Annotated in this window: 15 protein-coding genes; all 15 read left to right on the forward strand. The window is 41.0% G+C overall.

What is annotated here, in order from left to right; all coding sequences use genetic code 11:
• Positions 1-220: 220 nt before the first annotated feature.
• The 15 genes from smc to IEX12_RS02160 all read left to right on the forward strand — a co-directional run bounded on the left by smc (position 221) and on the right by IEX12_RS02160 (position 14,257).
• A complete protein-coding gene (gene smc / locus IEX12_RS02090; RefSeq protein ID WP_188724604.1) occupies positions 221-3,787 on the forward strand; it encodes a chromosome segregation protein SMC in 3,567 nt (1,188 codons plus the stop codon).
• Positions 3,788-3,902: 115 nt separating this feature from the next.
• Positions 3,903-4,898: a signal recognition particle-docking protein FtsY gene (gene ftsY / locus IEX12_RS02095; RefSeq protein WP_088050161.1), complete on the forward strand. Its 996-nt coding sequence runs from the start codon at positions 3,903-3,905 to the stop codon at positions 4,896-4,898.
• A gap of 49 nt (positions 4,899-4,947) precedes the next feature.
• Positions 4,948-5,277 (forward strand): putative DNA-binding protein, encoded by a 330-nt coding sequence (locus IEX12_RS02100; RefSeq protein WP_102415284.1) that lies wholly within the window; start codon positions 4,948-4,950, stop codon positions 5,275-5,277.
• A gap of 13 nt (positions 5,278-5,290) precedes the next feature.
• Positions 5,291-6,634 (forward strand): signal recognition particle protein, encoded by a 1,344-nt coding sequence (ffh, locus tag IEX12_RS02105; protein ID WP_102415283.1) that lies wholly within the window; start codon positions 5,291-5,293, stop codon positions 6,632-6,634.
• 182 nt (positions 6,635-6,816) lie between these two features.
• A complete protein-coding gene (gene rpsP, locus IEX12_RS02110; RefSeq protein ID WP_088050164.1) occupies positions 6,817-7,086 on the forward strand; it encodes a 30S ribosomal protein S16 in 270 nt (89 codons plus the stop codon).
• A gap of 17 nt (positions 7,087-7,103) precedes the next feature.
• Positions 7,104-7,331 carry a KH domain-containing protein gene (locus tag IEX12_RS02115; RefSeq protein WP_088050165.1) on the forward strand — a complete coding sequence of 76 codons (228 nt, stop codon included), beginning with the start codon at positions 7,104-7,106 and terminating at the stop codon, positions 7,329-7,331.
• Between the two features lie 71 nt (positions 7,332-7,402).
• Positions 7,403-7,792 carry a YlqD family protein gene (locus tag IEX12_RS02120; protein ID WP_088050166.1) on the forward strand — a complete coding sequence of 130 codons (390 nt, stop codon included), beginning with the start codon at positions 7,403-7,405 and terminating at the stop codon, positions 7,790-7,792.
• Positions 7,793-7,804: 12 nt separating this feature from the next.
• Positions 7,805-8,320 carry a ribosome maturation factor RimM gene (gene rimM / locus IEX12_RS02125; protein ID WP_088050167.1) on the forward strand — a complete coding sequence of 172 codons (516 nt, stop codon included), beginning with the start codon at positions 7,805-7,807 and terminating at the stop codon, positions 8,318-8,320.
• Positions 8,320-9,060: a tRNA (guanosine(37)-N1)-methyltransferase TrmD gene (trmD, locus tag IEX12_RS02130; protein WP_088050168.1), complete on the forward strand. Its 741-nt coding sequence runs from the start codon at positions 8,320-8,322 to the stop codon at positions 9,058-9,060. Before rimM ends, trmD begins: the two co-directional genes overlap by 1 nt.
• A 120-nt stretch (positions 9,061-9,180) precedes the next feature.
• Positions 9,181-9,387 carry a hypothetical protein gene (locus IEX12_RS02135; RefSeq protein ID WP_088050169.1) on the forward strand — a complete coding sequence of 69 codons (207 nt, stop codon included), beginning with the start codon at positions 9,181-9,183 and terminating at the stop codon, positions 9,385-9,387.
• Positions 9,388-9,548: 161 nt separating this feature from the next.
• The gene (gene rplS / locus IEX12_RS02140) at positions 9,549-9,893 is read left to right on the forward strand and encodes a 50S ribosomal protein L19 (RefSeq protein ID WP_088050170.1); all 345 of its coding nucleotides are present in this window, start codon (positions 9,549-9,551) and stop codon (positions 9,891-9,893) included.
• Positions 9,894-10,192: 299 nt separating this feature from the next.
• Positions 10,193-10,756 (forward strand): signal peptidase I, encoded by a 564-nt coding sequence (gene lepB / locus IEX12_RS02145; RefSeq protein ID WP_088050171.1) that lies wholly within the window; start codon positions 10,193-10,195, stop codon positions 10,754-10,756.
• 11 nt (positions 10,757-10,767) lie between these two features.
• Positions 10,768-11,616 carry a ribosome biogenesis GTPase YlqF gene (ylqF, locus tag IEX12_RS02150; RefSeq protein WP_088050172.1) on the forward strand — a complete coding sequence of 283 codons (849 nt, stop codon included), beginning with the start codon at positions 10,768-10,770 and terminating at the stop codon, positions 11,614-11,616.
• An 89-nt stretch (positions 11,617-11,705) separates the two neighbouring features.
• Positions 11,706-12,476, forward strand: coding sequence for a ribonuclease HII (rnhB, locus tag IEX12_RS02155; protein ID WP_088050173.1), 771 nt, complete (start codon positions 11,706-11,708; stop codon positions 12,474-12,476).
• A gap of 26 nt (positions 12,477-12,502) precedes the next feature.
• Entirely contained in the window at positions 12,503-14,257 is a 1,755-nt protein-coding gene (locus IEX12_RS02160) for a TP0910 N-terminal domain-containing protein (protein WP_102415282.1), read from the forward strand.
• Positions 14,258-14,309: the final 52 nt, after the last annotated feature.

A 14,309-nucleotide genomic window follows, 5' to 3' on the forward strand; every position in this document is an offset into this window, starting at 1 on the left:
ATAGTAAAAAATAATGCCAAATATGTAGGAAAGCAGTCTTGCTCTTCTTTTGTTCCTCCCTTTATGATAAAATAAATGCGGTAAAAAGCCAAAGACAATTTTGTTTGGTGCACGGTGAGAAGTCGAAGTTTAAAGAGGTTAAGATATAAAAAATAGCGATATTGCTGATCGCTGTTAATCTGACTCTTACTTCCGGCTTCCGCAAGATAGGAGAATGGTTATGTATTTAAAACGGTTGGAAAGTGTTGGCTTTAAATCATTTGCGGAGCGGATTAATGTTGACTTTGTTCCTGGTGTTACGGCAGTGGTTGGACCGAATGGAAGCGGCAAAAGTAATATTACCGATGCACTGCGCTGGGTTCTTGGGGAACAATCGGCCAAATCATTACGCGGCTCTAAAATGGAAGATATCATTTTTCAGGGGAGTGACACAAGAAAACCGTTAAATGTCGCAGAGGTTACATTAGTATTGGATAACACGGATCAAACATTGCCGCTTGATTATGAAGAGGTTAGTGTAATGCGCCGTGTTTATCGTTCAGGAGACAGTGAATTTTATATTAATAAACAATCCTGCCGTTTAAAAGATATTGTTGATTTATTTATGGATTCTGGGCTTGGACGAGAAGCTTTTTCGATTATTAGTCAGGGGAAAGTGGAAGAAATTTTAAGCTCGAAAGCGGAAGAACGCCGGACTATCTTTGAAGAGGCAGCAGGAGTTTTAAAATATAAGCAGCGGAAAAAGAAAGCGGAATATAAATTAGCGGAAACACAGGAAAATTTAAATCGGGTAGAAGATATTATTCATGAAATTGAATCACAGATTGATCCACTACAGCAGCAAGCTGAAACTGCGCAGGAATATCTGAAACAGAAGGAACAATTAAAAGAACAGGAAATTTCGCTGTTAATTGCGGAAATTGAACAGCTCCATGGGGAATGGAAAACATTGCTGGCTGAAATTGAAACGGAAAAAATGTGGGAAATTGAACTGAAAACGACAATCCAGCAGAAGGAAGCAAAGGTGGAAGAAGAAAGGCAATTTATTCAGGATCTCGATGAACGAATTGAATTGTTTCAATCATCCCTGTTATCGATTACCCAGGAACTGGAACAATTTGCAGGGAAAAAGCAAGTGTTAAATGAACGGACCAAGCATTTTTCCGAAAACAAGGCTGAATTAGAATCACAGCAACAGGAAGCAACGGCACGTATAGAACAGTTAGAACAGGAGTTAGCCACGGAAAAAAAGCAACTGCATGAGCTGACGGAACAGCGTCGGGAAACGAAACAAAAGGCCGAACAGCTGGAAAAAAAACTGACAATGGATAAAGAAAATATTAGCGAGCAAATTGAAGAATTAAAAGCGGACTATATTGAGTATTTGAACGACCAGGCAGCTAAACGGAATGAAAAGCATTCGATCGAGCAGCAGCTTGAGCAAATCACTGTAAAAAAAGATCGACAGGCAGAAAAGTTTAGTGATCTTTTAGCAGCCAGGGAAAATTTGGATGAACAACAGACGCAAATAAATCAATCCCTTGCCAAGCAGCAGCAACGTTATCAGGAAAAAGAAGCGTCCATTAAACAGTTGAAAACGGAACTGGAGCAGCATCGCACCGATTTTCAAGAATCCCAAACCAAGCTTTATCAAGGTTATCAATATATCGAAAAACTGAAATCAAAAAAGGAAATGCTCGAAGAAATGAAAGAGGATTTTCAAGGCTTTTTTTATGGTGTGAAAGCCGTCTTAAAAGCACGGGAGGAACAAAAGCTTGAGAGAATTGATGGGGCAGTAATTGAACTGGTTGATGTACCAAAACAATACATAACCGCTATTGAGACAGCTCTGGGCGGTCAGGCGCAGCATATTGTCGTAGCGGATGATGCTGCAGCAAGGAAGGCGATTGCCTGGCTAAAACAGACAAATAGCGGTCGTGCCACCTTTTTGCCGCTGGCTTCCATTCAGCCAAGATATGTCACAAGGGATATTTTGGCTAAAGCGGAAAGTCATCAAGGATACGTAGGAATTGCTGCTGATTTAGTTACCTGTAACGAAAAGTACCAAAAAGCAATCAATCATTTAATGGGGCAGACAATTGTTGCCAAAACATTAAAGGATGCAAATGACATTGCCAAAATGGCTGCCCGGAAGGTTAGGGTGGTAACACTGGATGGGGATGTCGTTAATCCTGGCGGTTCCATGTCAGGCGGGGCGAAAAAGAAAACGAATCAGTCGTTGTTTACCCGGGATAAGGACTTGCAGGAGATAACCGCGAAACTTGCTGATTTTCAGGAGCGGGCCATTTCGTTTGAACAAGGTGTAAACGAAGAGAAGCACACAATCGAACAAAAGGAAGTAGAACTGGAATCCCAGCAAGAGAATTTAGTAGAGGAACAGAATGCATTTCAGCAAATGCAGTCAAAATTAAAAGAAATCGAACTAAAGCAAGCATCATTAAATGAAAATTTAACCATGTATGACCAGGATAAGCAGCAATTTGATGCGGATTTAGAGCAGCTTAAGCAACGGGCGATACAATTGTCTAATGAGCTGAATGAACTTAACGACCAATTGACAGCAGTTCAGCAGAAAATTGCTGACTTAACCGAACGGGATTTACTGTTTAAGGAAAATCAGGAACAGTTGCAGCAGGATTATCACGCATATCAGGTAATGCTTGCGGAGCAAGAGGAACGCCTGAAAAGTCAGCGCGAAAAAACTGCTGAACGACAGCAGCAATTGACAGAACTAGAAGAGCAACATAAACTTTTAACAATGAAATTGACGGAATTAATTGATCTCAAGGAAAATGATGTAACAGAAGAAGAAATTGACGAACATATTCAGGTTAAACAGGGCGAAAAGGAACAAATTACGAATAAGATTCAGGAAATGCGTGCCGACCGTTCAAAGCGGACACAACTTGTTCAAGATCAAGAACGGGAACTGAAGGAAGAAAATAAACAGCATCAGGCATTGGTAGAGGTAATTCAAACTAAAGAGGTAAAAGCAAACCGGCTGGATGTTGATCTGGAAAATAGGCTTACAAAACTGCAAACCGATTATACGCTGACTTACGAGCGAGCGAAACAGACGTATGAGAAAGCCCCAGATACAGAAGCTGTGAAGCGAAATGTCGAAGCGCTGAAACAATCGATCGAGCGGCTGGGTACCGTTAATCTAGGTGCAATTGAAGAATATGAGCGTGTCTCTGAGCGTTATGCTTTTTTATCGGAACAGCAAACTGACCTGGTAGAAGCGAAACAAACATTGCATAACGTTATTGCCGAGATGGATGAAGAGATGGAAAATCGCTTCTCATCAACCTTTTCACAAATAAAAGAAGAATTTACAATTGTCTTTAAGGAACTATTTGGCGGTGGACGTGCTGAACTAAAATTAACCGATCCGAAAAATCTGCTGGATACTGGTGTTGATATTATTGCTGAACCACCAGGTAAAAAACTGCAGCACCTAGGGTTGCTATCCGGTGGAGAACGCGCGTTAACGGCGATTGCGTTATTATTCGCCATTTTACGCGTACGACCGGTGCCATTTTGTGTGCTTGATGAAGTCGAAGCGGCACTAGATGAGGCAAATGTAGTCCGCTTTGCCAAATATGTAAAAATGTACAGTAAAGAAACACAATTTATTGTGATTACCCACCGTAAAGGTACAATGGAAGAGGCAGATGTATTGTATGGGGTGACCATGCAGGAATCTGGTGTTTCACGGTTGGTCTCTGTTCGCCTGGAGGACACACAGGAATTAATGACGTCATAAGAAGGAAAAACGGAAGCGCCCCGGTTAGCCGCTTGGCGCAACGCGGCCTATCCTGATAATGAATATGGCTCCTTAGTTTATATACGCTATTCCAGTAAAAAAGGAAGTGGATAATATGGGTTTCATGGATAAACTGAAAAATAAATTTCAACAAAAAGATTCCGAGGAAGTGTCAGCGAAATATAAAGAAGGGATGAAGAAAACACGTAATTCTTTTTCGGGAAAAATCAATGATTTGATTGCTCGCTACCGCAAAGTCGATGAGGATTTTTTTGAAGAGCTGGAGGAGGTTTTAATTTCAGCTGATGTTGGTGTGACAGCAGTAATGGATTTGATTGACGAACTGAAAATGGAAGTGAAACGCCGAAATATTAAAGATACGAAGGAAGTAAAAGAAGTTATTTCCGAAAAACTGGTCGAAATCTATTACGGTGACGACGATGAGGAAATCGAGGTATTGAATCTCCAGGAAAATGAATTAACCGTTATATTGGTTGTCGGTGTAAATGGTGTTGGTAAAACTACATCAATTGGAAAACTCGCCCATCAGTTAAAACAGGAGGGTAACAAAGTAATTTTAGCAGCGGGTGACACATTCCGGGCCGGTGCTATTGAACAGCTGGAGGTATGGGGTGAACGTGCTGGCGTTGATGTCATTAAACAAAACGCTGGCAGTGATCCGGCAGCCGTGATTTTTGATGGAATAAAGGCGGCAAAGTCCCGGGGTGCGGATGTATTGATCTGTGACACAGCTGGCAGGCTGCAAAATAAAGTCAATCTAATGAATGAGCTTGCCAAGGTGAAGCGGGTTATCGAAAAGGAAATTCCTGGTGCACCACACGAAGTATTACTTGTGTTAGATGCAACTACAGGTCAAAATGCCATGAGTCAGGCTAAAACGTTTTCCGAAGCAACAAACGTTTCCGGAATTGTGTTAACGAAGCTAGATGGTACGGCCAAAGGCGGCATTGTGCTGGCAATCCGCAATGAACTTCATATTCCAGTGAAATTTGTCGGGCTCGGCGAACAGGTGAATGATCTGCAAGTATTTGATGCCAATGCGTTTGTCTATGGTTTATTTGCTGATCTGCTTGAAGAGGACAGCGAATAATGGTAGTATAAATTTGTAAAGGGATTCCACTTAACAAGGGGTGTTCGGATTGCTGGAAAAGACGACACGAGTCAATTATTTATTTGATTTTTATCAAGCACTATTAACCCCTAAGCAGCGGAGCTATATGGAAATGTACTATCTGGAGGATTATTCGCTCGGTGAGATATCGGAATTATCGCAAGTATCGAGACAGGCTGTTTATGATAATATTAAACGTACTGAAATGATGCTTGAAACCTATGAAAAAAAACTGCATTTATACGAGAAATTCCAGAAACGTGCTGCTCTCCTGGAAAAATTGGAGCAAGCAGCAGAAGCTACTAAAACAAGCAACGCAATTTTAACGATGATCGAACAATTAAAAGAATTAGATTAGGGGGACACCTTCTATGGCGTTTGAAGGACTTTCCGACCGTTTACAAAGTACAATTAAAAAAATAACAGGTAAGGGTAAGGTGAGTGAACAAGACGTTAAAGAAATGACACGTGAAGTTCGTCTCGCATTACTTGAGGCCGATGTAAACTTTAAGGTAGTAAAGGATTTAATCAAGCGGATTAAGGAACGTGCGGTAGGTCAGGAAGTGATGGAAAGCCTGACACCCGGCCAGCAGGTCATTAAAGTCGTAAAAGAAGAATTGACCGATTTGATGGGCGGTGAACAAAGCAAGATCGCGGTTGCTGATAAATCCCCAACTGTTATTATGATGGTTGGTCTGCAAGGTGCTGGTAAAACAACAACGACTGGAAAGCTTGCTAATTTACTGCGAAAGAAACATAATCGCAATCCGCTTTTAGTGGCTTGTGACGTTTATCGGCCGGCGGCAATCAAACAGCTGGAAACGTTAGGAACTCAATTAAACATGCCGGTATTTTCAATGGGGACAGATGCAAATCCGGTTGACATTGCCGGGAAAGCGATTGAACAGGCAAAAGAAGAACATAACGATTATGTCATCATTGATACAGCCGGACGTTTGCACGTAGACCATGAACTGATGAATGAATTGCAGCAAATAAAAACAACAGTCCGGCCAGATGAGATTTTCCTTGTTGTGGATGCGATGACCGGACAAGATGCGGTAAATGTTGCGGAAAGCTTTAATGAACAACTGGATATTTCCGGTGTAGTACTGACAAAGCTCGATGGCGATACCCGCGGTGGTGCTGCTTTGTCGATTAAGGCTGTAACCGATAAGCCGATTAAGTTTGCCGGAATGGGCGAAAAGCTCGATCAACTAGAAGCCTTCCATCCAGAACGAATGGCGTCTCGAATTCTTGGTATGGGTGACGTCTTAACCTTAATCGAAAAAGCACAAACAACTGTCGATGAAAAGCAGGCAAAAGCATTAGAAGAAAAAATGCGTTCCATGTCCTTTACCTTTGATGACTTTTTGGAACAAATGGGACAAGTAAAGAAAATGGGGCCACTAGAAGACCTTTTGTCCATGATGCCCGGCGCAGGAAAAATGAAAGGGCTGAAAAATGCCCAGATTGATGAAAGCCAGCTGACGAAGGTTGAAGCAATCATTCAATCCATGACGAAAAAGGAGCGGCAGGAACCTGAAATTATGAATGCAAGTCGTAAAAAACGGATTGCCAAGGGTTCTGGCACAACGGTATCACAGGTCAACCGTCTGCTTAAACAATTTAGTGAAATGAAGAAAATGATGAAGCAGATGACCAACATGCAAAAAGGGAAAAAAGGCAAGGGAATGAAGTTTCCTTTTATGTAAGCACAAAAGCGGAAGCGCCCGGTTAGCCGCTGGGCGAGAGAGCTGGACGTGGCTCTTTCCGCTGACGAAATAACCCCGGCCTTTAGCGTATATTTGTGTTGTAATGGAAAAACACTTTACAGACAAACCAGTTTCTGATAGAATCTAAACTTGTGATAAACATTTAATTGGAGGTGCAAAACATGGCTGTTAAAATTCGCTTGAAACGTATGGGATCAAAACGAAATCCTTTTTACCGCATTGTGGTAGCTGATTCGCGTTCTCCTCGTGACGGACGTCAAATCGAACAGATCGGAACATATAATCCGGTAGCTAACCCGGTTGAAGTTAAGATTGATGAGGAAAAAGCGCTTAGCTGGATGACAAACGGTGCAAAACCTAGTGATACAGTGCGTAACCTTTTTTCAAAACAAGGCATCATGAAGAAATTCCACGACCAAAAAAACCAATAGTAAGGTAGTGTGATATCATGAAAGCCCTAATCGAATCAATTGTAACCCCACTTGTCGATCATCCCGACGATGTTGCTGTAACGGAGACAGAAGAAGAAACGAAGATTGTTTACCATCTAACCGTAAATCAGGAGGACGTCGGGAAGGTAATCGGTAAAAACGGACGTATTGCAAAAGCAATCCGTACCGTTGTATATGCAGCGCAAAAGGATACAAACAAACGAATTTATTTGGATATTATGTAAAGGGAGAGGGAATACCTTTCCCTTTTTACACATGACTGTTTTAGATCGTTTTATGAGAGCGAGGAACAGGTATGAAAATAATCAAAAAGGTATTAATCAAACAAATTGTCACAGAGAAGAGCAAGGAAAAATTGCAAATGAATTTTCATCACCATAAAATGCGACTTGAACAAGAGTGTCAACAACTGTTGTTTGAACAACGTAAATTGCAAAACAAGACAGGGGTATCTAAACAAGAAGTGACCAGCCGTTTTCAGCAGGAAATTAAAAATCGGAAAGAGAAAATGAAGCTGCTTGATTTTAAAATGGAGCAGCTGGACATGCTGGAAATCGGCAGTGAAATCGTTGAAAAGGAAGTTGAAGCTCTTGTTGAGGTAGATGTTGGAACGCATTGGAATGAGATTATGGAAGATAGGGCAATTGTCATTAAAGATGATGTTGTCATCCGGATTGATGAATAGCAGGTGAAAAGTATGACAGAAAACATGTACAACGTTGGAAAAATTGTAAATACACATGGAATCCGCGGTGAGGTGAAGGTACTCCGAATCAGCGACTTTGCAGAACGTTTTGCAATTGGTGAAACGTTATACGTTGTAAAAGAGAGAGAAGAACCCTTTCCATTAATTATTGATGGCCATCGAATGCATCAAGGTTTTGACCTTGTTCACTTCCAGGATTATGATAACATAAACGACGTTGAGCAATTTAAAGGTGCACAATTAAAAATTTCTGAAGAACAGTTGACGGAGCTGGAAGAAGATGAATACTATTACCATGAAATTATCGGCTGTGATGTGTATACCAATGACGAGGAAAAAATTGGAAAGATAAGCGAGATTCTGGCACCCGGGGCGAATGATGTCTGGATCGTGAAACAGTCAACCGGGAAAGATCTGCTTATACCGTATATCGAGGATGTTGTAAAAGAAGTGGATATCACGAATAAGAAAGTTATCATCGAGCCAATGGAAGGACTGCTTGACTGATGCATATCGACGTATTGACGCTTTTTCCTGAGATGGTTTCTGGTGTCTTTAATGCTTCCATTTTGCAAAAAGCCCAGGAAAAAAATAAGTTCAGCTACAATCTGATCAATTTTCGCGACTACACGGAAAATAAGCATAGCAAAGTAGATGACTACCCATATGGCGGCGGAGCAGGAATGGTTTTGGCTCCGCAGCCGATATTTGATGCTGTTTCGGCTGTTACGAAGGACAAGTCAAAACCTCGAATTATCCTCATGTGTCCACAGGGAGAGCCATATAATCAGAAGAAAGCGGAAGAATTGGCTAAGGAGGAACATCTAGTTTTCATTTGTGGCCATTATGAAGGCTATGATGAACGAATAAGGGACCATCTTGTAACAGATGAAATTTCGATTGGTGATTATGTCCTAACCGGTGGGGAACTTGGGGCAATGGTAGTTATTGATAGTGTTGTCAGGCTGCTGCCGGATGTGCTGGGTAACAAGGAATCAGCTCCAGAGGATTCCTTTTCAACCGGATTACTGGAGCACCCGCATTATACCCGTCCAGCAGATTTCCGCGGCATGAAGGTTCCAGACATCTTGCTCTCCGGTGATCATGGGAAAATTGCACAATGGCGCAGGAAGGAATCGTTACGACGGACATATGAACGGCGGAGAGATTTGATTGAGCGGGAGAATTTATCGGAAAAAGATTTGATCTTGTTGGATGAAATTCAGAATAAGTATGATAGAAGATAGACAATGATTTTATCAGCTTGGATATTATGTTAGGAATCGCGATATTATTGGAAGAATGAATAGCTATAATAAATCCTAAATTTTGAATGCAGGCAACTTGGATTTGGGGAGGAAGGTTCTTTGAAAAAATTTTTATTATATCTTTTAGCCGTTCTTTTAATAACTATTATCGTAAGCTTCCTATTAGGTTACTTCACATTTGGCATGATCGTTGGGTTTATTTTCATGGTAGTTGCTATTGGTGCCGCAAATGTGTATCAATTGAATAACCGGGAGTATATCCATCACAAAATTCATGGAAACAATGACAGAAAGAAAAAATGGTAAATGCATCGTAAAGTATTGAATTTAACCGGAAAACAGTTGAACTCACTTCACTGTTATGGTATATTAATTGTTGTGCTTAAGTGTACGGCTTAAGGGCTATAAACGATGTTCCGCTGTCACCTGGTGAGATATGAGCATTGGTTTGGAAGGAGTGAAGTAGGATGCAAAAATTAATCGAAGACATCACAAAAGATCAGCTTCGCACAGATCATCCTGATTTCCGCGCGGGTGACACTGTAAAAGTTCACGTTAAAGTTGTTGAAGGAACGCGCGAACGTATTCAGGTGTTTGAAGGCGTCGTTATTAAGCGTCAAAACGGTGGAATCAGCGAAACGTTTACAGTAAGAAAAATCTCTTATGGTGTAGGTGTTGAACGTACATTCCCAGTGCATTCACCTCGAATTGCGAAAATCGAAGTTTCCCGTCGTGGTATCGTACGTCGTGCTAAACTATACTATCTTCGTAATCTACGCGGTAAAGCAGCACGAATTAAAGAACGTCGATAAATTCAAAAGTGGAAGTGCCCGGTTAGGGGCGTATGGACTGGACTGAACCGTAGGAGATAAAGGAAACACGGTGAGCTGGAAGCGAACCGATGTTGACTTATCGTACGGAGGTGAAGGAAGTCCACTAGCCCCTGGGCGCTGGAACTGGACGTGGCTTTTGCTGCCAGTAGAAAGTTGAATGAATTAAGAAAGAAAGGAAGGAGCTTGGCACTGTTGCAAGCTCTTTTTCTCTTTCGAATAGGAAAATAGTCCAGTGTTTACACTATACATATTGCAGTTGGTAGAGGGAAGTGGAAGTAATGGCCAAACGGAAGAAAAATGAGTGGTTTGACTGGTTAAAGGCACTGTTGATTGCATTAGGACTTGCTCTGATTGTCCGGACGTTCTTTTTTGCCCCGATAGTTGTAGACGGTCCATCGATGCAACCGACATTGCACAATGGGGATCAAATGATTGTGAACAAATTTGTATACAACATTAGCGAACCAGATCGCTTTGATATCGTTGTTTTTCATGCAACGGACAAGAAGGATTTTATCAAACGCGTAATTGGCCTGCCGGGTGAGCATGTTGCGGTCAAAGATGAAGTATTATATATTGATGGCGAACCGGTCGATGAACCCTTCTTGGAGGAACAGAAAGAAAATTTAGAACCGCAGGAAGTGTTAACGGATGATTTTCGGTTAGAGGATTTACCTGGTAATGATACAACCATACCTGATGGATACGTATTGGTTCTCGGTGACAATCGTGATAACTCAACAGACAGCCGTATACTAGGATTGATCTCTGAGGATCAGATCGTTGGAAAAACCAGTTTGGTCTACTGGCCATTCGATCGTTTCCGGTTATTAAAAGAATAGGGTGAAAAGGTATGCCGATACAATGGTTTCCAGGCCACATGGCTAAAGCACGACGTGAAGTCGAGGAAAAGTTAAAGCTAGTTGATTTTGTAATGGAATTAGTTGATGCACGCGCCCCATTATCATCGCAAAACCCAATGCTGCAGCAGGCTTTACAGAATAAGTCAAAAATGATTGTTTTGATGAAAAAAGACTTGGCTGATCAGCGGGAAACAACAAAATGGGTCGATTATTTTAATGAAAGAGGTACAAAAGCAGTAGCGATCGATGTAAATGATAAAGCAGATATAAAACACGTCATCCAAAATGCTAAAGAGCTTGGCCAGGAAAAAATGGAAAAACTGAAGGCCAAGGGAATACAGCCCCGTCCAGCAAGGGCCATGATTGTCGGGGTTCCGAATGTCGGTAAATCAACATTAATTAATCGCCTTGCCAACAAAAAAATCGCCAAAACAGGAGATCGCCCTGGGGTGACCAAACAGCAATTATGGATCAAGGTAAAGAAAGATTTTGAATTGCTCGACACACCGGGAATATTGTGGCCGAAATTTGAAGATGAGCTTGTTGGATATCGACTTGCTGCATTAGGCACGATAAAAGACCAGCTGCTATCCATGCAGGATATAACGGCTTTCGTAATCACGTACATGCAGCAGCATTATCCCGATTTGCTTGAAGAAAGATATCAAATTGCTCCTGATATGGAGGATATGTGGGAAATTTTTGAGATAATTGGTAAACAACGAGGCTGTCTGGAAAGCGGTGGCAATGTTAATTTTGATAAGGTTGCCGATGTCGTCATACGCGATCTTCGGACAGGCAAACTGGGCAGAATAACATTGGAGTCAGTTGAAGATTGATGGATTTGGCATACATCTCCGGGTGGATGCCTATTTTTTATTACTCAAAGTAATGCGGTTTTAGCCGATATAAAGATAGAGGTGTACAGATGAACAGAAAATCAATTGCTCTATTAAAGCAATTATTTGCAGCAAATCAGATCAATGAAGAACTTATCGCAGAATTGCGTCTGGATGAACGAAAAGGTGTCCAGCAATTAGTGGAACGCTATGATCGCCAAAAACAGAAAGATCAGGATCTTGAGAAGAAGTTTGCGGAAATGTGTCTGTATGAGAACAGAATTTATGATAATGGCTGTACTTATATTGCCGGAATGGATGAGGCAGGAAGAGGTCCGCTAGCAGGTCCGGTAGTGGCAGCTGCCGTTATTTTACCACGGGATTTTACTTTGCTCGGTTTAAATGATTCCAAACAATTAAATGAAGCAACCCGTAATCAGTTTTTTGACATCATCAAAAAGCAGGCAGTAAGTTATGGTATTTCCGTCATTAGCAATCAAAAAATAGACGAGATTAATATATTTGAAGCAACCAAATTAGCAATGTACGAGGCAGTCAATCAGTTAGATCCAATACCAGATCATATATTAATTGACGCCGTTCGTTTAGCTGATCTTCCTTGCTCCTCGGAAGCAATTGTCAAGGGGGATCAAAAGAGTATCTCGATTGCAGCCGCTAGTATCTTAGCAAAGGTTACGCGTGATCAGATCATGAAAAAAATACATACCGAATTTCCGTACTACGATTTTGCCTCGAATATGGGGTATGGAACGAAGCATCATTTAGATATGCTTTTGCAGTATGGTATTTCACCCTATCATCGGAAATCGTATGCCCCGGTTAGCAATGCAGCAAAGTAAACATTAGGAAAATGAGGTGATTCTACTTGAGCATTCAGCACATCACATCTCCCGCCAAATCCGATGTACATCATACGAAACAAGTATTAAGGCAAGGGCAGATTATCCAAGGAAAAGTTTTACATCTATATCCAAACAATAAAGCACAAATTCAAATTGGAACACAAAAAATGATTGCTCAATTAGAAGCTTCATTAACCATAGGGGAAACCTATCATTTTCAAGTACAAGCTACGGACGATATCATTCGCCTGAAGGTGCTTGGTGACAAGGTCAAAAGCAATATGACGGATAATGTCATGAATCTCTTGAAGCAATTAGGCCTAAAAGCGACGAAACAAAATAAAGCATTAATACAGATTCTGATGACGGAGAAAATCCCGTTTGATAAAGAACAGATAACCAAAGCATTTCAACTAATAGATAATACAGAAAATAAAATCCAGGCAAGGCAAGTAATAAAGGAAATAATTGCGACAAAATTACCATTGACGGATTCAATTTTTCAGGCGTTGTACACGAAAAGTACGAGCGGATTTTCAGAACGAATAAACGCACTACTGTTACAGCTTAAACAAGATACAAATATGGCACTGCAACAACTTTCTTTAATAGAACGCCTTACTGCCCTAACAGATGGAACAAATAGACAAAATGTTTTAGTGAAACACATCATTACAGAGGTAAACCGTAATAGCCCGACATTTTTTCAATTCGCAAAAGCTGCTGGATTTCTGGATACAACCGTTAATTTTGCAACGTGGAAGGCCGAATGGACGGGGTTTGAGAAACAATATAATAATGGCAAGGGGCTTTCCTTACCGTTTCATTTGGATGATGGCTCCATTTTAAGAATGCTGGAGCAATCCAACAGCAGACGATTTGGAAAGGTTGTGCAACCGTTCCTGCAAAAATGGACAGATGCTATCCATCAAGCATTGCAGAAAAATAAGCCTTTAACACAAAATGAATTTACTGTACTAAAACAAGAAATTAATGAAATAGTATTGCCATCGCTTACAGATAAACAAGCACGGCATATAAAGCAACCCGTACAAAATAATCCGGAATCATTACGAACCTTTTTAAGCTTTTTAACTGCGGCGTCCACGGATCAACTCGATCCAAAGCTGGAACTGCTGCTAACGAATATGATACGGAATAGGTACGTTACATTATCAAATCCAAGAGAGCAGTTTTTAACTCAAATTAGACAAGTTTTGCAATTCACAGGGTTGGATTATGAAAACCAGCTTGTAACGAAAGATCAGACTATGACAGTAAAAGCAATGCTGCTGCAACTGTTGCACAACAGTGATGGGATAACCCATGAACGGGCCCAACAATTACTGCATTTTATTAATGGTTTACAGCTTAACTCGGTACACGAATCGGCCAATTTCATTCAGGCAAGCTTATTACTGCCTGGTGAAAAGCTCGGACTAAATCAAGATTTGCAGCTTGAATTTGCAGGGAAAAAGACCGAGACAGGAGAAATTAGTGCTGATTATTGTCGGGTATTGTTTTATTTGGATTTAGCTCATTTAAACGAAACAGTTATTGATATGAATGTGCAAAAACGGTCGGTTGCGATAACGATTTATAATGATCACAGTGCATTGAATGCCCAAACGAATGCACTTAAACCAATGTTAAAAGCGGGTCTTGAAAAGCTTGACTACCATTTGTCGACAGTGTCGGTAAAACCGTTAAGTCAAAAGGAAAAAGCGAAAGCAAATAGTAGTTTTTATTCCACACAAGGAGTGGATTTTCGCATATGAATAAACGGCAAAAACTGCTGCATTACGCTATGATCATGGCGCAAGTGAGGCA

It is taken from the genome of Lentibacillus populi (assembly GCA_014642895.1).
Lineage (GTDB): Bacteria > Bacillota > Bacilli > Bacillales > Amphibacillaceae > Lentibacillus_C > Lentibacillus_C populi.

Bases quoted from the DNA above. Each gene is read 5' to 3' on its own strand.
- IEX12_RS02120 (WP_088050166.1), top strand. From the start codon at position 7,403: ATGAAAATAATCAAAAAGGTATTAATCAAACAAATTGTCACAGAGAAG.
- rnhB (WP_088050173.1), top strand. From the start codon at position 11,706: ATGAACAGAAAATCAATTGCTCTATTAAAGCAATTATTTGCAGCAAAT.
- rpsP (WP_088050164.1), top strand. From the start codon at position 6,817: ATGGCTGTTAAAATTCGCTTGAAACGTATGGGATCAAAACGAAATCCT.
- lepB (WP_088050171.1), top strand. From the start codon at position 10,193: ATGGCCAAACGGAAGAAAAATGAGTGGTTTGACTGGTTAAAGGCACTG.
- rimM (WP_088050167.1), top strand. From the start codon at position 7,805: ATGACAGAAAACATGTACAACGTTGGAAAAATTGTAAATACACATGGA.
- ftsY (WP_088050161.1), top strand. From the start codon at position 3,903: ATGGGTTTCATGGATAAACTGAAAAATAAATTTCAACAAAAAGATTCC.
- IEX12_RS02115 (WP_088050165.1), top strand. From the start codon at position 7,104: ATGAAAGCCCTAATCGAATCAATTGTAACCCCACTTGTCGATCATCCC.
- trmD (WP_088050168.1), top strand. From the start codon at position 8,320: ATGCATATCGACGTATTGACGCTTTTTCCTGAGATGGTTTCTGGTGTC.
- rplS (WP_088050170.1), top strand. From the start codon at position 9,549: ATGCAAAAATTAATCGAAGACATCACAAAAGATCAGCTTCGCACAGAT.
- smc (WP_188724604.1), top strand. From the start codon at position 221: ATGTATTTAAAACGGTTGGAAAGTGTTGGCTTTAAATCATTTGCGGAG.
- ylqF (WP_088050172.1), top strand. From the start codon at position 10,768: ATGCCGATACAATGGTTTCCAGGCCACATGGCTAAAGCACGACGTGAA.
- ffh (WP_102415283.1), top strand. From the start codon at position 5,291: ATGGCGTTTGAAGGACTTTCCGACCGTTTACAAAGTACAATTAAAAAA.